The 17,957-nt window shown below is 68.5% G+C and carries 14 protein-coding genes; 7 read left to right on the top strand and 7 right to left on the bottom strand.

The features are described 5' to 3' along the window. Window positions 1-67: 67 nt before the first annotated feature. Window positions 68-1,081: a hypothetical protein gene (locus tag CLV77_RS14690; protein WP_076980298.1), complete on the top strand. Its 1,014-nt coding sequence runs from the start codon at window positions 68-70 to the stop codon at window positions 1,079-1,081. 124 nt (window positions 1,082-1,205) lie between these two features. Here the strand turns inward: CLV77_RS14690 and CLV77_RS14685 are convergent, their stop codons facing one another. From CLV77_RS14685 to CLV77_RS14660, 6 genes are all read right to left on the bottom strand, one after another. Beyond that, window positions 1,206-2,510 carry an SPOR domain-containing protein gene (locus CLV77_RS14685; protein WP_100053084.1) on the bottom strand — a complete coding sequence of 435 codons (1,305 nt, stop codon included), beginning with the start codon at window positions 2,508-2,510 and terminating at the stop codon, window positions 1,206-1,208. Window positions 2,511-2,578: 68 nt separating this feature from the next. Continuing rightward, window positions 2,579-3,277, bottom strand: a complete 699-nt coding sequence (upp, locus tag CLV77_RS14680) for a uracil phosphoribosyltransferase (protein WP_083707807.1) — start codon at window positions 3,275-3,277, stop codon at window positions 2,579-2,581. After that, window positions 3,274-4,263 carry an adenosine deaminase gene (locus tag CLV77_RS14675; RefSeq protein ID WP_076980296.1) on the bottom strand — a complete coding sequence of 330 codons (990 nt, stop codon included), beginning with the start codon at window positions 4,261-4,263 and terminating at the stop codon, window positions 3,274-3,276. Before CLV77_RS14675 ends, upp begins: the two co-directional genes overlap by 4 nt. After that, the gene (locus CLV77_RS14670; RefSeq protein WP_076980295.1) at window positions 4,263-5,465 is read right to left on the bottom strand and encodes a phosphopentomutase; all 1,203 of its coding nucleotides are present in this window, start codon (window positions 5,463-5,465) and stop codon (window positions 4,263-4,265) included. The genes CLV77_RS14675 and CLV77_RS14670 overlap by 1 nt, the downstream gene beginning before the upstream one ends. Next, a complete protein-coding gene (locus CLV77_RS14665) occupies window positions 5,465-6,796 on the bottom strand; it encodes a thymidine phosphorylase (RefSeq protein ID WP_076980294.1) in 1,332 nt (443 codons plus the stop codon). Before CLV77_RS14665 ends, CLV77_RS14670 begins: the two co-directional genes overlap by 1 nt. A 5-nt stretch (window positions 6,797-6,801) precedes the next feature. Continuing rightward, window positions 6,802-7,194, bottom strand: a complete 393-nt coding sequence (locus tag CLV77_RS14660) for a cytidine deaminase (protein WP_076980293.1) — start codon at window positions 7,192-7,194, stop codon at window positions 6,802-6,804. A gap of 122 nt (window positions 7,195-7,316) precedes the next feature. Between CLV77_RS14660 and CLV77_RS14655 the strand changes: the two genes are divergently transcribed. From CLV77_RS14655 to CLV77_RS14635, 5 genes are all read left to right on the top strand, one after another. Next, entirely contained in the window at window positions 7,317-7,532 is a 216-nt protein-coding gene (locus tag CLV77_RS14655) for a DUF3072 domain-containing protein (RefSeq protein ID WP_076980292.1), read from the top strand. A 132-nt stretch (window positions 7,533-7,664) separates the two neighbouring features. Further along, the gene (locus tag CLV77_RS14650; RefSeq protein WP_100053085.1) at window positions 7,665-9,944 is read left to right on the top strand and encodes an NADP-dependent malic enzyme; all 2,280 of its coding nucleotides are present in this window, start codon (window positions 7,665-7,667) and stop codon (window positions 9,942-9,944) included. 201 nt (window positions 9,945-10,145) lie between these two features. Next, window positions 10,146-12,038 carry a propionyl-CoA synthetase gene (locus CLV77_RS14645; protein ID WP_076980291.1) on the top strand — a complete coding sequence of 631 codons (1,893 nt, stop codon included), beginning with the start codon at window positions 10,146-10,148 and terminating at the stop codon, window positions 12,036-12,038. A 167-nt stretch (window positions 12,039-12,205) separates the two neighbouring features. Continuing rightward, window positions 12,206-14,017, top strand: a complete 1,812-nt coding sequence (locus CLV77_RS14640) for a response regulator (RefSeq protein WP_076980290.1) — start codon at window positions 12,206-12,208, stop codon at window positions 14,015-14,017. Further along, a complete protein-coding gene (locus tag CLV77_RS14635) occupies window positions 14,014-15,507 on the top strand; it encodes a sigma-54-dependent transcriptional regulator (protein WP_076980289.1) in 1,494 nt (497 codons plus the stop codon). The genes CLV77_RS14640 and CLV77_RS14635 overlap by 4 nt, the downstream gene beginning before the upstream one ends. 82 nt (window positions 15,508-15,589) lie before the next feature. Here the strand turns inward: CLV77_RS14635 and CLV77_RS14630 are convergent, their stop codons facing one another. After that, window positions 15,590-16,351, bottom strand: coding sequence for an NAD kinase (locus CLV77_RS14630; protein ID WP_076980288.1), 762 nt, complete (start codon window positions 16,349-16,351; stop codon window positions 15,590-15,592). 199 nt (window positions 16,352-16,550) lie between these two features. Between CLV77_RS14630 and glyA the strand changes: the two genes are divergently transcribed. Beyond that, entirely contained in the window at window positions 16,551-17,837 is a 1,287-nt protein-coding gene (gene glyA / locus CLV77_RS14625; protein WP_076980287.1) for a serine hydroxymethyltransferase, read from the top strand. The last annotated feature ends 120 nt before the right edge of the window (window positions 17,838-17,957 follow it).

Raw genomic sequence — 17,957 nt, 5'->3', positions numbered from 1 at the left:
GTCGTTGTCGCCCGACGTCGCCGGGGTTATAGTTGCCGCCAATGAACGAACGAGAGCAGTGCGCCGCATGACGGCCTTGGATGCCTACGAGAAACTTGAATGCCTGGGCACGTGGCGCCGCGACCGGCGCGCGCAGCGGCGGGATGTGGCCGTGTCCATCGGCAACGCCTCCCTTGTGATCTCGGATCTCAACGACACGGCGCTGGCCCATTGGTCGCTGGCCGCCGTCAACCGCCTCAACCCCGGCGAGCGCCCTGCCCTCTTCAGCCCCGACCAGGAGGCCGGCGAGTTGCTGGAGCTGGACGAGGAGCTGATCATCGACGCCATCGAGCAGGTGCGCCGCGCCGTGCGCCGGCAACGACCGCAGCCCGGGCGCGTGCGGCTGCTGAGCTTTGTCGCGATCACGGCGGCGGTGCTGATCTTCTCGGTCTTCCTTCTTCCCGGCATCCTGCGCCAGCACACGGTGCGCGTGGTCCCGGAGGTCACCCGCGCCGCCATCGGCGAGACGCTGCTGCGCAAGGTCGAGGCGCTGGCGGGTTCGGAATGCCGTTCACCGGGGACACAACCCGTGCTGGCCGCGATGCGCGACCGGCTGACCGGGCTGGACCGGGGCCGGATCATCATCCTCAGCGGCGACCTGCGCACGCCCCAGCACCTGCCCGGCGGGCTGATCGTGCTGAACCGTTACGTGGTCGAGGATCACGACGGCCCCGAGGTCCTGGCCGGCCACGCCCTGGCCGAAGGGCTGCGCGCCCGCGACCGCGATCCGCTGGACCGGCTGCTGCAGGAGGTAGGCGCCTGGCCGACCCTGCGCCTGCTGACCACGGGCGAGGTCAGCGACGCCACCCTTGAAAGCTATGCCGAGACGCTGCTTGCCTCGCGCCCCGCGCCCCTGTCGGACGAACGGCTGCTGGCCACGTTCGAGGCGACGGGCGTGCCGGCCACCCCCTACGCCCTGGCGCAGGACGAAACCGGCACCACCACCCTGCCCCTGATCGAGGGCGATCCCTTCCGCGACCGCCTGGCAGAGCCGCTGATGAGCGATGCCGACTGGATCCGGCTGCAAGGCATTTGCAGCTGAGGGCGCAACCGCCGCAGCCACCCGTGGGCGTCCAGCGCAGTGCCACATACCGCCCCTCCAGAACGACAAGGGGGCGGGATTGCTCCCGCCCCAAGTCGCTGCACCTTGCCTGTTATGCTTGGGTTTATCTGAGACTGGCCGCCGGAAAGCCGGCGCGACGCGCCTGTTCCAGCACCCGGGCGGCATCGTCCGGGGCATAGGGGCCAGCCGCGACGATCGTCCCGCCCGAGGTCCGGCCCAGCCGGGGCGTCAGCCCGATGCTGCGAAGCCGGGCGACGGCGCGGTCGATGGTCGCCTGATCCGAATAGACCCCGACCGAGACCAGCCGTGCGGCTTGGCCTGACTTCGCCGCATTCTTTGTTGTGCGGGCGGTCTCGGACGGGGTCCTCGTTGTCCGCGCGCGAGCGGACGGTGTGATGGTGCGGGTCGTAACTCTGGGGGCTGCGCGGGTCTGCACGTCGATCTCGTGGATCGGGGCGCCCTCGGCCAGAAGCGCCCGCTTCTGCTGGGCGTAGCTGACATAGGGATAGCGCAGGAAGCCGTAGCGGACGGTCACGTCCTCGCCGGTGGTGGCGTCGATCAGGCGGCGCGGAACGGTGCGGGTCCAGATCAGGCTGCTGGCCAGTTCACCCGACAGCTTGCCGATGCCGCGCTTGGGGTTGAGCCGGCCGTCGTCCCATGTGCGCTTGTAGCCCCGGGGAATGGTGACGGGGCGCGGCGGGGCGATGACCACGTCGTTGGTGATCGCCGAGCGGGTGACGGGGACCGCCCCCTTGCTGGAGCCGCGCACGTTCAGGCGCGGCTTCACGGCGATGCCGGTGTTGTCGTTGAGGCCCCGGTTGACGGGGGCACGCACCGCGTCGGCCGGATGCTGGGCCTGCGGGCCGCAGCGCACCGGGTAGCGGGTGCCGCTGTTGACATAGGCGCTGGAGGCCGGGCCGTAGTCGCAGGCCGGGCGCGCGGTGACGCGGGGCTTGGCCACGGTGCGGGCGGGCTTGGGCGCGGATTTGGGCTTGGGCTTGGCGACCGCGACGGGCTTGCGCACGACCTGCCGGACGACGGGCTTGGGCACGACGACGGGCGCCGGCTTCAGCACGACCGCGCGGGGCGGTTCGGTCACGGTGGGATTGACGGTGGTGGCGGGCGGATCCACCTTCTCGGCCCCGACAATCGCGGTTGGACGGGCGCCGCAGACAACCTTGCGGCTGCGGTCCACGCGGGGAACCCATGTGGTGTTGCCGCCGAAGCCGGCGCGCACGTAGATGCACCCCTTGCTGTCGACGAACTGCTTGCCGGTGTAACTGGCGGGCGGGCGCTCGGCCGGCCCGGAAGAGTTCCTGAGCGTCTGGGCCTGCGCCGTGGCGGCCCCTGCGGTCATGCCGGCCAGTGCCAGCGCGGCGACCATGGCGGCCACACGGTAATTTCTCATTGCTCGACCCCCGTCAGATGGTGCGAATCATGCGGGATTGTTGGCGCGGAGTAAACTAAAAACTTGGCTTATTTTGTGCCAAACATCCGATCGCCCGCATCCCCTAGTCCCGGAACAATATAGCCCTGTTCGTTGAGATGGCTATCGAGAGAGGCCGTAATCACCGGAACGTCAGGGTGGATTTCCGCCATTTTCGCGACCCCCTCGGGGGCGGCTACGAGACAGAGAAAGCGGATCTGGGTCGCGCCCGCCTGCTTGAGCATGTCGATCGCCGCGGCCGAGGAATTGCCCGTCGCCAGCATCGGGTCGACGACGATCACCAGCCGGTCGGAGATGTCGGCCGGAACCTTGAAGTAATACTGTACCGGCAGCAGCGTCGCCTCATCCCGGTAAAGCCCGACAAAGCCGACCCGCGCCGACGGGATCAGCTCGAGCATGCCGTCCAGAAGGCCGTTGCCCGCCCGCAGGATCGACACCAGCGCCAGCTTGCGCCCGTCAAGGACCGGCGCCTCCATGGGCGACACCGGGGTCTGGATGGGACGCGTGGTCATCGCAAGATCGCGCGTCACCTCATAGGCCAGAAGCTGGGAGATCTCGCGCAGAAGCTGGCGGAACACGGCCGTCGGCGTGCCGACCTCGCGCATCAGGGTCAGCTTGTGCTGCACCAGCGGGTGGTCGGCGATGGTCAGGTTGGGATGGTCCGGGTGCCCGCTTTGCGAGGGGCGCGCGGCTTTTTCGTTGGTCGGCTTGGGGGGCGTGTCACTCATGTCTCGGGCTCCAGCTTGCGGATCAGGCTCTGGCGGATGTCGTCGGGGCAGAACGCCGCGTCGAGCGCTGCGCGGGTGGTGGCGGCGATGTCATCCTCACTCCATCCCCGGTGGCGGCACAGCCCCTCGTACTCGGCGGTCATGTCGGTGTGGAAGAAGGGCGGATCATCGGTTGAGACCGATACCGCGACCCCGGCCTCGCGCAGCCGGTCGATGGGGTGATGGGCCAGGTCGGGATACAGCCCCAGCGCCACGTTCGAGCCGGGACAGACCTCTAGCATGACCCCCTCGTCGGCGATGCGGTGCAGCAGGTCCGGGTCCTCGTGGGCGCGCACGCCGTGGCCGACCCGCTCCACCCGCAGGTGGTCCAGCGTCTCGCGGACGCTTTCGGGCCCGCCCCATTCGCCCGCGTGCGAGGTCAGGCGCAGCCCGGCCTCGCGGGCCGCGTCGAAGGCCCAGGTGAAATCGGACGCGCTGTACTGCCCCTCGTCGCCGCCCATGCCGAAGCCGGTCAGCCAGTCGCCCGCGGTCTCGGCAGCGCAATGGGCGATGCGGCGGGACTGTTCGGGTCCGAAATGGCGGATGCAGGTGACGACACCGCGCAGCACGATGCCGTCGTTGGCGCGGGCCTCCTCGGCGGCCTCGCGGATCGCGGCCAGGTATTCGCGCCATGCCGCCAGGTCGCCGCCACCGCAGAAGTCGGGCGACAGGAAACATTCCGAGTAGATCACACCATGGGCCGCGCTTTCCTCCAGCACGGCGCGGGTCAGGCGGTAGAAGTCGCGCGGGCTGGTCAGGGTCGTGCAGGCGGCCTCGTAGACGCGCAGGAAATCGACGAAGTTGCGGTAGGCATAGCGCCCCTGCGCGTCGAAGATGCCCCCGATGTCGATGTTCTTCTCGCGGGCGAGGCCCGCGATGAAGGCCGGCGGCGCCGCACCTTCGAGGTGCAGGTGAAGCTCGGCCTTGGGCAGGGAACGGATGCTCATCAGAATGCCTTTCCGGGTCCGGTTTGCGACAGACCCAGATGGGCCGCCACCGTCGCGGCCACATCGACGAAGCCGTGCAGGCCGATCTGCCCGCTCCGGTCGGCCGATGCAACCACCGGAACCCGTTCACGGGTGTGATCCGTGCCGCGCCAGGTCGGATCGTTGCCGTGATCGGCGGTGAACAGGATCAAATCGCCCGGCCGCCTCCGCGCCAGAAGCTCGGGCACCCGGCTGTCCAGCCATTCCAGAGCCCCGGCATAGCCCGAGACATCACGCCGATGACCGTAAAGCGTGTCGAACTCGACCAGGTTGGCGAAGGTGAGCGAGCCATCGGGCGCATCGGCGACCCGCGCCACCAGGTGATCGAAAAGGGCCGCGTCATCGGCCCCCTTCAGCGTGCGGTCGATCCCCCGCCCCGAGAAGATGTCGCCGATCTTGCCGATCCCGACCGTCTCGCGCCCCTCGTCGCGCGCCCAGTCCAGAAGGGTGGGCGACGGGGTGGCCATGGCGAAATCCCGGCGGTTGGCGGTGCGCCGGAACGGATCTTCGGTGGTGCCGGTGCCGGTAAAGGGCCGCGCGATCACCCGACCGACCCGCATCTCGTGGGCCAGCGGGGCCAACTGCCGGCAGAGGTCGTGCAGCCGCTCCAGCCCGAAGGCGTCTTCGTGGGCCGCGATCTGCAGCACGCTGTCGACGGACGTGTAACAGATGGGCCGGCCCGTGCGCAGATGCTCGGCGCCCAGCTCCTCGATCACCGTGGTGCCAGAGGCGTGGGCGTCGCCTAGAATACCGTCGGTTCCGGCCCGCGACGCGATCTGTCGCGACAGCTCGGGCGGGAAGGCGGGATGGGTGTCGGGGAAATAATGCCAGTCCCAGGGCACCGGCACGCCGGCCAGCTCCCAGTGACCCGACGGGGTGTCCTTGCCGCGCGAGACCTCCTGCGCCGCGCCCCAAAGGCCCGAGGGGGTTGCATCGAAACCCGGCATCGCCGCGCCCGAGGACAGGCGCACCGCCTCCCCCAGCCCCAGCGCGTCGAGGTTGGGCATATGCAGCGGGCCGCTTCGCCCCTGCTCGGCGCGGCCCTCGGCGCAGGCCTGGGCGATATGGCCCAGGGTATCGGCGCCGGCATCACCAAAATCGCCCGCGTCGGGCGCCCCGCCGCAGCCGACCGAATCCATCACGATGAGGAAGGCGCGCGCCATCAGCCGATCCTTTCCATGACCAGCGGCCCCGGGCCCGTGGGGGCCGGGCCGAGGGCGATCGCCGCCCGCACCTGCTCGGCCGCCCGCGCGGCGCTGGCCGCGTCGGCGGCATGGACCCGCGCCAATGGCTGGCCCGGCGCCACGGCCTCGCCTAACGACACCAGTGACGAAAGGCCGACCGTGGGATCGATGGCCGCGTCCTCGTGGCGGCGGCCGCCGCCCAGGTCGATCACCGCCATGCCCAGCGCCCGGCCGTCGATGGCCTGGACATGGACCGCGGCGCCGTCGCCGCCGGGGGTCGCCGCCACCTCGACGATCACGGGCGCGCCGGGAAGCCGGTCGCGCCAGCGCTCGACGAAATCCGCCGGCCCGCCCATGCCCCGCACCATCCGCGCGAAATGCAGGGCGGCCTGGCCGCTGTCCAGCGCCCCGGCGATCATCCCCGCACCCGTGGTCGGCGCATCGGCCAAACCTGCCATTACCAGAAGCTCGGCCCCCAGCGCGATCGTCAACTCGCGCAGGCGCGGATGCTCGGCGCTGCCCGTCAGGCATTCCACCGCCGCCATCACCTCGAGCGCGTTGCCGAGGCTGGTGGCCAGCGGCTGGTTCATGTCGGTCAGCAGCGCGCCCGCGTTCAATCCCGCACCGCGCGCCGTCTCGACCAGGGCGCGGGCCAGCGTTCGCGCGGCCTCCATGTCCTGAAGGAACGCGCCCGTGCCGGTCTTGACGTCGAGGATCAGCGTCTCGGCCCCGCCCGCCAGTTTCTTGGACAGGATCGAGGCGGTGATCAGGTCGACGCTTTCGACCGTGGAGGTCAGATCCCGCACCGCGTAGAGCCGCCGGTCGGCGGGGGCGATGTCCGGCCCGGCCGAGGCGATGGCGCAGCCCGCGCCGCGCACCAGCCCCGCCAGGCTGTCGGCATCCAGATCGCAGTTGAGACCCGGGATCGCCTCGAGCTTGTCGAGCGTGCCGCCCGTATGGCCCAGCCCCCGGCCCGAGATCATCGGCACGAAGGCCCCGCAGGCCGCCAGCGCCGGTGCCAGCACCAGCGAGGTGCAATCGCCCAGCCCGCCGGTCGAATGCTTGTCGAGGACGGGGCCCGGCAGGTCCCACGCCAGAACCTTGCCGGTACCGCGCATGGCGGTGGTCAGCGCCACCCGCGCCGGCACGCCCAGCCCGTGGATGCAGGCCGCCATCGCGAAAGCGCCGGCCTGCGCATCGCTCAGCCGATCGGGGCCGTCGGCCACAAGGGCGCCGGCGATCCAGGCGGCTTCCTCGGGCTTCATCTCGCGCCCTTCGCGCAGGCGGGCAAGGATCCGGCGGGCGTCCACGCGCCTCAGCCTTCCGCCATCTGGGCGGCGTCGAAGGCCCCGGGCAACAGCTCGGCCAGGGTCTGGCGAACCTCGGCCCCGTCCAGGTTGCGCATGGTGACGGTCACGTCCGGTCCGCCGAACTCGCGCAGTTTCTGGCGACAGCCGCCACAGGGAGCGACGGGTGCGGCACCCCCGGCCACGACCACGACCTCCTCGAGGCGGGTGACGCCCGCGGCGACCATGGCCGCAATGGCCCCGGCCTCGGCACAGGTCCCTTCGGGGTAGGCCACGTTCTCGACGTTGCAGCCGACGTAGATCCGCCCGTCGGATCCGCGCAGGGCGGCCCCCACGCGAAAGCCGGAGTAGGGCGCATGGGCGTTTTCGCGGACCTTTATCGCGGCATCGAGAAGGGACATCGCATCCTCCGGGCGTGGGCGTGACTGTTGCGCTCAATCGTGCTGTGCGCGGGTGGCAAGCGCAAGGGCGGATCGGAACCCTGCGGCCCCGTTGGCGGTTCTTCCCCGAAAGGAGAAAGCCGATGCCCCAGGACCCCAACGTGATTGCCACCGCCCCCGTCGCCGGATCCGCCGTGCCCGGCGATGATGCCACCATGGACGAGGCCATGACCCCGCAGCAGAAGGACATGATGCGCGCCTTGTGCGAGGAGACGGGCCAGCCGATGAACACCACGCTGACGCGCCGCCAGGCCGACGCGCGGCTGGAGGAACTGCGCGAAATCTCGCGCAAGGACTAGAACCCTCCTCCCCCCTGCGGCAAAATTTTCCTGCGCGGACTCTTTGACGGGAAGCGCCGGGATGATATGCCATGCCAATTGGTTTAACATTAAACCATATTGCACATTGCCATGCCGAGGGAGAGACGAGCCGTGAGCGACAGCCGCAAGGAAAGCCTGAAACAGGCCGCACTGGACTATCACGAGTTTCCCAAGCCCGGAAAGCTGGAGATCCGCGCCTCGAAACCGCTGGCCAACGGTCGTGACCTGTCGCGCGCCTATTCGCCCGGCGTTGCCGAGGCCTGCCTTGCCATCAAGTCCGAGCCTGCAGACGCCCGCCGCTTCACTGCCAAGGGCAACCTGGTGGGCGTGGTCTCCAACGGCTCGGCGGTGCTGGGGCTGGGCAACATTGGCGCGCTGGCCTCCAAGCCGGTGATGGAAGGCAAGGCGGTCCTCTTCAAGAAATTCGCCGACATCGACTGTTTCGACATCGAGGTGAACGAAAGCGATCCGGTCAAGCTGGCCGAGATCGTCTGCTCGCTGGAGCCGACCTTCGGCGCCATCAACCTTGAGGATATCAAGGCCCCCGACTGTTTCATCGTCGAGAAGATCTGCCGCGAGCGGATGGGCATTCCCGTCTTCCACGACGACCAGCACGGCACCGCGATCGTGGTCGGCGCGGCGGCGGTCAACGCCCTGCGCGTGGCCGGCAAGGACATCGGCGAAATCAAGATCGTCTCGACCGGCGGCGGGGCTGCGGGCATCGCCTGTCTGGACATGCTGATGAAGCTGGGCGCGCGGCGCGAGAATATCTGGCTGTGCGACATCGCGGGCTTGGTCCACGAGGGCCGCACCGAGGAGATGACCGACCAGAAGGCCGCCTTCGCCCAGAAGTCCGACCTGCGCAACCTGGACGACGTGATCGACGGCTGCGACCTGTTCCTGGGGCTGTCGGGCGGCGGCGTGCTCAAGCCCGATATGGTCGCGCGCATGGCACGGCAGCCGATCATCCTGGCGCTTGCCAACCCCGAACCCGAGATCATGCCCGACGAGGCCCGCGCCGTGGCCCCCGACGCGATCATCGCGACCGGCCGTTCGGACTATCCCAACCAGGTCAACAACGTCCTGTGTTTCCCGTTCATCTTCCGCGGCGCGCTGGACGTGGGCGCGACCGAGATCAACGACGCGATGAAACTGGCCTGTATCGAGGCGATCGCGGACTTGGCGCGCGCCACCTCCTCGGCCGAGGCCGCCGAGGCCTATCGCGGTGAGCCGATGACCTTCGGCCCCGACTACCTGATCCCCAAGGCCTTCGATCCGCGCCTGACGGGTGTCGTGGCCTCGGCCGTGGCCCGCGCCGCGATGGAGACGGGCGTCGCGACCAAGCCGATCGAGGATCTGGCCGCCTACAAGGCGCGGCTTGACGGCTCGGTCTTCAAGTCGGCCATGCTGATGCGCCCGGTCTTCGAGGCTGCCGCCACCGCCTCGCGCCACATCGTCTTCGCCGAGGGCGAGGACGAGCGTGTGCTGCGCGCCGCCCAGGCCATGATCGAGGAGACGACGGACACCCCGATCCTGATCGGCCGCCCCGAGGTCATCGCCGCCCGCTGCGAACGTGCCGGCCTGAACCTGCATCTGCGCGACGATTTCAACGTGGTGAACCCCCAGAAGGACAAGCGGTACCGCGAATACTGGACCACCTATCACGGCCTGATGGAGCGGCGCGGCGTCACCCCCGACCTCGCCAAGGCGATCATGCGCACCAACACCACCGCCATCGGCGCGGTCATGGTGCACCGGGGCGACGCTGACAGCCTGATCTGCGGTACCTTCGGCCAGTACCTGTGGCACCTGAAATACGTCCAGCAGGTCCTGGGCACGCCACAGCTCAAGCCCGTCGGCGCACTCAGCCTGATGATCCTGGAAGACGGACCGCTGTTCGTGGCCGACACCCACATCCACGCCGAACCTACCCCCGAGCAGATCGCCGAGACCTGTATCGGCGCCGCCCGCCACGCCCGCCGCTTCGGCCTGACGCCGAAGATCGCGCTGTGCTCGCACTCGCAGTTCGGCAACCTGGATTGCGACACCGGCCGGCGGATGCGCGCGGCAATGGCGATCCTGGATTCCGAGCCCCGCGATTTTCTTTACGAGGGCGAGATGAACATCGACGCCGCCCTCGACGAGGAGCTGCGCGACCGCATCTACCCCAACAGCCGCTACCGGGGTGCCGCCAACGCGCTGATCTTCGCCAATTCCGATGCGGCCTCGGGAGTGCGCAACATCCTCAAGGTCAAGGGCAACGGGCTGGAGGTCGGTCCGATCCTGATGGGCATGGGCAACCGGGCGCATATCGTGACCTCGTCGATCACGGCGCGCGGGCTTTTGAACATGTCCGCCATCGCTGGAACCCCGGTCGCCCATTACGGCTAACTGGCACGCCTCGAGCGTTCCCCGGGGGCGGTGCGGAAACGCGCCGCCCCCTTTGCATTCGGGCCCCTTCGGGTGCGCGCCGCTCCAAGGCACACGCCCCGAAAACACCGGCCCGTGGGCAGTTTGCCGAACGATCTTGCACCCCCGCCCCCGCCCGCGTAACAAACGGTCGCGGATGATGCTGAAGGGGGGAGTTCTTGCATGGGTTACGCCGAGGTCTACCAGGGTTGGAAGAACGACCCCGAAGGGTTCTGGATGGAGGCCGCCGGCGCCATCGACTGGGTCCGGCCACCTTCAAAGGCCCTCTTCGACGACAACCCGCCCTTCTACGAGTGGTACGCCGACGCGCTGGTCAACACCTGCCACAACGCCGTTGACCGCCATGTCGACGCCGGACGCGGCGAACAGGTCGCCCTCATCCACGACAGCCCCGCGACCGACAGCGTCTCGCGCATGACCTATGCCGAGTTGCAGGAAAAGACCGCACGCCTGGGCGGCGCCCTGCAGCGCCAGGGCGTGCAGAAGGGCGACCGGGTCATCATCTACATGCCCATGGTCCCCGAGGCGATCGTCGCCATGCTGGCCTGTGCCCGGATCGGCGCGGTCCATTCGGTCGTCTTCGGCGGCTTTGCCGCGGCCGAGCTTGCCACCCGGATCGACGACTGCACCCCGCGGGCCATCATCGCAGGTTCCTGCGGGGTCGAGCCGGGGCGCGTGGTCGACTACAAGCCCCTGCTGGACGGCGCCATCGAGATCGCCACCCACAAGCCCGAATTCACCGTCATCCTCCAGCGCCCCGAGAAAGAGGCCACTCTGACCGCCGGGCGCGACCACGAGTGGAACGCGTTCCAGGAGGGTGCCCCCCTTGCCGATTGCGTCCCGGTCGAGGGCAACCACCCGGTCTACATCCTCTACACCTCGGGGACGACGGGCGCGCCCAAGGGCGTCATCCGCCAGACCGCCGGCCATCTGGTCGCCCTGAACTGGACCATGAAGAACGTCTACAACGTCAACCCCGGAGAGGTTTTCTGGGCCGCCTCGGACGTGGGCTGGGTCGTAGGCCACAGCTACATCTGCTACGCGCCGCTGATCCACGGCAACACCTCGGTCGTGTTCGAGGGCAAACCCGTCGGCATGCCCGACGCGGGCACCTTCTGGCGGGTGATCCAGGATCATTGCGTGCGCTCGTTCTTCACCGCGCCCACCGCCTTCCGCGCCATCAAGCGCGAGGATCCCACCGGCTCTCTGATCGAGAACTACGACATCAGCTGCCTGCGGGCGCTCTACCTCGCCGGTGAGCGGGCGGACCCCGACACGATCGAGTGGGCCCAAAAGGTGATGAGGGTTCCGGTCTACGACCACTGGTGGCAGACGGAGACCGGCTTTCCCATGGTCGCCAACCCCGTCGGGATCGAGCCGCTGCCGGTCAAGATCGGCTCTCCCAGCGTGGCGATGCCGGGGTATGACGTGCAGATCCTGGACGAGGCGGGCACCCCCCTGCCCGCCGGCGAGCTGGGCGCCATCGCGGTAAAGCTGCCGCTGCCCCCGGGCACCTTCCCGACCCTGTGGAACGCCAGCGACCGCTTCCGCAAAAGCTACCTCGAGACCTTCCCCGGCTATTACGAGACCGGGGACGCCGGCTATGTCGACGAGGACGGGTATCTTTACATCATGGCGCGCACAGACGACGTCATCAACGTCGCCGGGCACCGGCTGTCCACGGGCGCGATGGAAGAGGTTCTGGCCAGCCATCCCCAAGTCGCCGAATGCGCCGTGGTGGGTGTGAAGGACGAGTTGAAGGGCCAGCTTCCGATGGGGTTTGTCTGCCTCAACAAGGGCGCGGCAGGCTCGGCCGACGAGATCGTGGCGGAATGCGTCAAGCTGATGCGCGACACCATCGGTCCGGTCGCGGCCTTCAAGCTGGCCTGCGTCGTCGACCGCCTTCCCAAGACCCGATCGGGCAAGATCCTGCGGGGAATCATGAGCCGTATTGCCGACGGAGAGGCCTATAAACCGCCGGCGACAATCGACGACCCGGCGATTCTTGACGAGATCCGCGAGGCGGTTGGCGCCCTGGGCTACCCCAAAGGATAGGTGATGAGGCCCATTGAGGCCGAATTTCCTTGCCCTATCAATACCTTGCTCGCATACTGCGGGTATGCGAGCGCACTATTTCCCTTCATCCGCGAAGCGAAGTAGTATTATATGCATATTTTGAGATGCTTTGTTTTCAGGCATTAACGCATTCACGGTGGTCCTCTGTGAGCAATTCTGAACCAACTTATTCCGACGGCCCCGCGCAGGACGCCGACCGCCTTGCCATTCTGAACCACGACCTACGTTCCGCGGTCAGCGACATCGTGGGCGGCCTGCGCCTGATCGATCACCAGCAGCTTGACCAGCCGACGCTGGTCCAACTTGAACGTATCCGCACATCGGCCGAGCAGCTTGCCCGCATCCTGGAGGACGAGCTTTCCTCGCCCCCCGGGCGGGTCGCGCCCAATTCCGCCAACCGCTCCAACCTCAACCTCGAACGCTTCCTGACCGCGCTGGACCTGCGCTGGTCGGGCCACGCCCAGCAGCGGCACCTGAACTTCGTCCAGGATATCGCACCCGATCTGCCGCAGGTGATCTCGACCGACCGCATCGCGCTGGACCGGGTGCTGACCAACGCGCTGTCGAACGCGATGAAATTCGCCCGCCGGGGCGACGTGACCTTTCGCGCCTCCGTCGTGAACCGCAACACGCTACGCTTTTCGGTGCTCGACGACGGGCCCGGCTTCTCGGACGAGGCTCTGGAGCGGCTGTTCCTGCCCGACGGACGGCCCCAGCACGCGACCGAACCGGGCACTGGCTTGGGGCTTTTCATCTCCTACGAGCTGGCGCATCGTCTGGGCGGCAAGCTGTCCGTCCACAACCGCAGCGAGGGCGGCTCCTGCGTGCAGCTGGACCTGCCGGCGAACGCCTGGCAACTGCCGAACATCGCCCGCGACAGCGGCATTCCCGACCTCAGCCACCTCAAGGTGCTGGTGGCCGAGGACAACCCCACCCTGCAGCTTGTCGTCTCGCAGATGCTGGGCAGCATGGGCGCCGAGATCGAGATCGCGTCGGACGGGGTCGAGGCGGTGAACTGGCTGCAACGCGAGAGCTTCGACGTGATGCTGCTGGATATCGAAATGCCGCGGATGAGCGGGCTGGATGTCCTCAAGACCGTGCGGCGCATGCCGGCCCCGCTGAACGACATGCCGATCATCGCCATGACCGCCTTCGTGCTGAATGCCAACCGCGAGGCGATCCACGCCGCCGGTGCCGATGGCATCATTTCCAAGCCGATCACCCGCACCGATGCCTTTGGCGAGGCGATCATCGCCTTCTACGACCGGGCGCGGAATCAGCCCGCCCCCAAGCCGGAGTTGCCCCTTGGGGGCGACATGCTGGACCGGCGCCAGTTCGACGAGCTGATGGCCATCGCCGGGCGCGGAACGCAAGGCGAGCTTCTGGATCGGCTGACCCAGGACCTGACCGTCACCGGGGACCGGTTGCGCGCCGCCGCGGGCGAGACGATGCAGGCCGAGATCCGCGCCATGACCCACAACCTGATCGCCCTTGCCGGCGCCATCGGGGCCACCTGCCTTCAGGACACCGCGCAGAAGCTGAACCTGGCCGCCCATGACAACGACATGGAGCAGGTCGAGGCCCTTCGTGGAAAGGCGCTGGAGCTGCTGGAGCGGCTGAAGCCCATGCTGCTGGACGCGGCCCGGGATGAGCCGCTGGCCCAGCGGGCGGCCCGCCTGCCCCTTTCGGAGCTGCCGCTGCCCTGCAAGTTCGCGGGTCCGGCCCCGGCCGCCGCTGCTGATCCGGATGCCGAGGCCGAGGCGCCCGCCCCGGCGGTTCAGACCTTCGGCACCCCGGCCGAAGGCATCCGCACCCATGCCGGCCCGCCGGCCGGGGGCGATCGGCTCCTCTCTCCGGTTCCCGGGCCTGTCACGCCCGCCGGCCCCCAGGCTGGCCACGTGCCCCCCGGTGACCTGAAGCCGCCCCGACGCTCCAACGCCGGAGGCCGCACCACATGACAAGCGACGATACGGCCGCCGACGCCGCACCGGGCCGGCACCGGGGCAGCGAGCCCCCGCCGCCTGTCGTACTGGTGGTCGAGGATACCGCCTCGCTTCAGATGATCTACGCCCGGATCCTCGAGCGGGCGGGTTGGCACGTCGAGACGGCCGACACAGCCGCCGCCGCCCTCAAGCAGTTCCGCCGCCACGCGCCGCTGGTCGTGGTGCTGGACCTGATGCTGCCCGACGGCAGCGGCATGGAGGTGATGCGCAGCTTTTTGGCCGAAGCGCCCGATACGCGGATCGTGGTCATCACCGCCGACGGGTCGATCAAGCTGGCGGTCGAGGCGATGCGCAGCGGTGCCCACGAGTTTCTGGTCAAGCCCCTGGACGAGGTCCGGCTGAGCACGGCCGTTGCCGATGCCGCCGCCGTCGGTCCCGCGAAGGAAGAAGGGGTCGACGCGCTTCAGTCCCCGATCAGCCTGGGCGGCGCCCGCTCGGCCGCCATGCGCCAGCTTCTTGAGGAGGCGCGCGCCGTCAGCCGGTCCAAGGCGACTGTCTTCCTCAGTGGCGAAAGCGGCACGGGGCGGCGTTCGATCGCGCTGAGCATCCACGCCATGTCCCCCCGCGCGCACCTGCCCTTCGTCGAGGTGAACTGCGCCTCGGCCACCGCCCTGCAGCTCGAGTCCGAGCTCTACGGCCATGGAGACGCCGATGGCTCCCCGGCACGCCAGGGCGCGGCCCTGCGCGCCGATGGCGGCACGTTGCTGCTGCGCGATGTCGGCGCCCTCGACCCCGAGGCGCAGGCCATCCTGCTGCGCTTCCTGCAAACCTCGACCGTCATTCCGCCGGGCAAGTCGCGCCCGGTGAAGGTCAACCTTCGCCTGATCGCCACCTGCAGCTTCAACCCGATGGAGATCGAGAAGCCCAACCGACTGCAGGACGACCTGTTTTATTTCCTCTACGTGATCCCCTTCCGTGTGCCGCCCCTGCGCGAACGCAAGGAAGACATCGAGGCCATCGCCGAGACCCTGCTCGAGGAATGCTGCCGCGAGGAGGATTGCGACATGGAGGGGTTCGCCCCCGACGCCATGGAGGTCATGAAGACCTGCCACTGGCCTGGAAACATCCGCCAGATGAAGAACGTGCTGCGCCGGGTGGTTCTTTTGAACCCCGGCCCGCTGGTGACCGCCGCGATGCTGCCGCCCGAACTCAAGGCCTCTTCCCCCGACGCGGGCGACGTGCCCGATGGTGGCGGCTACGAGGGGCTGGTCGGCCGCACCCTGGCCGAGATCGAGCGCTACGTGATCGAGGAGACGATCCGCCAGACCAACGGGTCGCTGCCGCGGGCGGCGCGGATCCTGGGCGTTGCGCCTTCGACCCTCTATCGCAAGCGCGAGGCTTGGCAGGACGGACCTACTGCGGACACGGACGGGTCAGGGTCTATGGCCACCCCACATGACGACGAGGACGGCGACGGTTTGGGCGAGGATCTCGCGCGCTCCTGAGCGTGCGCGCGCCCGGACCCTGGTATCCTGTGGACCGGCGCCTTCCGCCTCCCCCGCCGCGACCCTCAGGGTCCTCACGTTCTCAGGTGAACTGTTCCTGGATCAGCCGCTCTTCCAGCCCGTGCCCGGGATCGAAGAGGATGCGGTGGGCGACGGTCGGTTCGCTTTCGATATCCACCCGGACCACGTTGCGCACCGAGCGGCTGTCGGCATCGGCCATCACCGGGCGCTTCTCATGCTCCAGCACGTCGAAGCGGACCTTTGCGGTCTTGGGCAGCAGCGCCCCCCGCCAGCGCCGGGGCCGAAAGGCCGACATCGCCGTCAGCGCCAGCACGTCCGAGCCGATGGGCAGGATCGGCCCGTGCGCCGAGTAGTTGTAGGCGGTCGAACCCGCCGGCGTGCAGACCAGCGCCCCGTCGCAGACCAGCTCGGACAGGCGTTCCTTGCCGTCCACTGTGATCCGCAGCTTGGCCGCCTGCGGACCGGCGCGCAGCAGCGACACCTCGTTGACCGCCAGCGCCTCGACGATCTGGCCGTCGGCGGTGGTGGCGGTCATGGCCAGGGGGTTGATGACCTCCTGTTCGGCGGCCAGAAGACGCTCGTTCAGGGCCTCCTCGGAATACTCGTTCATCAGGAACCCGATGGTGCCGCAATTCATCCCGTAAGTGGGCAAGCCTAGCGAGCGGGAGCCGTGGAGCGTCTGAAGCATGAAGCCATCGCCGCCAAGGGCCACGATCACGTTGGCATCCTCGGGGGGCATGTTGCCATAGCGCGCGGTCAGCCGGTCGAAGGCCTGCCGGGCCTCAGGGCTTTCACTGGCCTGGAATGCGATCTTGAGTGCCATCGGTGCATGACCTTTCCTGTCGCCCGGAGCATCCCCGCCAAGGGCATGAAACGCAACCGGCATTCTGCATGGGGCGGCTGCGCGCCGGGGCCGGTGAACTCGCTTCGGGCCCGAGTGGAACTGCGGCGATAACGGACTTTCCGGGTCGCTTCACATCGGGTAAGCCTCTGACGACGTCAATACCCACGGAGCCCTGTCAATGACTGCAACCCGCGACGCTTTCTTCACCGAGTCCCTCAAGACTCGAGACGCCGACATCTTCGGCGCCATCCGCAACGAACTCGGCCGGCAGCGGGACGAGATCGAGCTGATCGCGTCCGAGAACATCGTCTCGAAAGCGGTGATGGAGGCCCAGGGATCCGTCCTGACCAACAAATACGCCGAGGGCTATCCGGGCCGGCGCTACTACGGTGGCTGCGAGTTCGTGGACGTGGTCGAGAACCTCGCCATCGACCGCGCCAAGCAGCTTTTCGGCTGCGGTTTCGTCAACGTTCAGCCCAACTCGGGCAGCCAGGCCAACCAGGGCGTGTTCCAGGCCCTGCTGAAACCCGGCGACACCATCCTGGGCATGTCGCTGGATGCCGGCGGCCACCTGACCCACGGCGCCGCCCCCAACCAGTCCGGCAAGTGGTTCAACGCGGTCCAGTACGGCGTGCGCGAGGAAGATCACCAGATCGACTACGACCAGATCGACCGTCTGGCGGACGAGCACAAGCCGCAGATGATCATCGCCGGCGGCTCGGCCATCCCGCGCATCATCGATTTCGCCCGCATGCGCGCCGCCGCCGACCGGGTGGGCGCCATCCTGCTGGTGGACATGGCCCATTTCGCGGGGCTGGTGGCGGCCGGCGAATACCCCTCGCCCTTCCCCCATGCCCATGTGGCCACCACCACCACCCACAAGACCCTGCGCGGCCCCCGTGGCGGCATGATCCTGACCGATGACGAGGCCATCGCCAAAAAGGTCAACTCGGCCATCTTCCCCGGTATCCAGGGCGGTCCGCTGATGCATGTGATCGCCGGCAAGGCCGTGGCCTTCGGCGAGGCCCTGCGCCCCGAGTTCAAGGATTACATCCGCCAGGTCGTGAAGAACGCCCAGGCCCTTTCGGACCAGCTGATCAAGGGCGGGCTCGACACCATCACCCACGGCACCGACAGCCACCTTCTGCTGGTCGACCTGCGTCCCAAGGGCGTCAAGGGCAACACCACCGAGGAGGCCTTGGGCCGCGCCAACATAACCTGCAACAAGAACGGCGTGCCCTTCGACCCCGAGAAGCCGACCGTGACCTCGGGCATCCGCCTGGGTTCCCCCGCCGGCACCACCCGTGGCTTTGGCGAGGACGAGTTCCGCCAGATCGCCGACTGGATCATCGAGGTTGTCGACGGACTGGCCGCCAACGGCTCGGCCGGCAATGTCGAGACCGAGGAGCGCGTCCGCCGCGGCGTGCTGGAGATGTGCGCACGCTTCCCGATCTACCGCGACTGATCGGCCCACCGGTCACTGTCTTTCGCAGGGGCGGCCTCGGGGCCGCCCCTTTGCGTTTGCGCCCCGCCCCATGGGCGCCGTGCCCTGCCAGCGCCCTTCCCCTTCGCGCCCGGCTGATCT

It is taken from the genome of Brevirhabdus pacifica (assembly GCF_002797755.1).
Lineage (GTDB): Bacteria > Pseudomonadota > Alphaproteobacteria > Rhodobacterales > Rhodobacteraceae > Brevirhabdus > Brevirhabdus pacifica.
Note: the sequence above shows the minus strand (reverse complement) of the source record. Positions and strands in the feature narration are given on the sequence as shown.

Bases quoted from the DNA above. Each gene is read 5' to 3' on its own strand.
- CLV77_RS14690 (WP_076980298.1), top strand. From the start codon at position 68: ATGACGGCCTTGGATGCCTACGAGAAACTTGAATGCCTGGGCACGTGG.
- CLV77_RS14685 (WP_100053084.1), bottom strand. From the start codon at position 2,510: ATGAGAAATTACCGTGTGGCCGCCATGGTCGCCGCGCTGGCACTGGCC.
- upp (WP_083707807.1), bottom strand. From the start codon at position 3,277: ATGAGTGACACGCCCCCCAAGCCGACCAACGAAAAAGCCGCGCGCCCC.
- CLV77_RS14675 (WP_076980296.1), bottom strand. From the start codon at position 4,263: ATGAGCATCCGTTCCCTGCCCAAGGCCGAGCTTCACCTGCACCTCGAA.
- CLV77_RS14670 (WP_076980295.1), bottom strand. From the start codon at position 5,465: ATGGCGCGCGCCTTCCTCATCGTGATGGATTCGGTCGGCTGCGGCGGG.
- CLV77_RS14660 (WP_076980293.1), bottom strand. From the start codon at position 7,194: ATGTCCCTTCTCGATGCCGCGATAAAGGTCCGCGAAAACGCCCATGCG.
- CLV77_RS14655 (WP_076980292.1), top strand. From the start codon at position 7,317: ATGCCCCAGGACCCCAACGTGATTGCCACCGCCCCCGTCGCCGGATCC.
- CLV77_RS14645 (WP_076980291.1), top strand. From the start codon at position 10,146: ATGGGTTACGCCGAGGTCTACCAGGGTTGGAAGAACGACCCCGAAGGG.
- CLV77_RS14635 (WP_076980289.1), top strand. From the start codon at position 14,014: ATGACAAGCGACGATACGGCCGCCGACGCCGCACCGGGCCGGCACCGG.
- CLV77_RS14630 (WP_076980288.1), bottom strand. From the start codon at position 16,351: ATGGCACTCAAGATCGCATTCCAGGCCAGTGAAAGCCCTGAGGCCCGG.
- glyA (WP_076980287.1), top strand. From the start codon at position 16,551: ATGACTGCAACCCGCGACGCTTTCTTCACCGAGTCCCTCAAGACTCGA.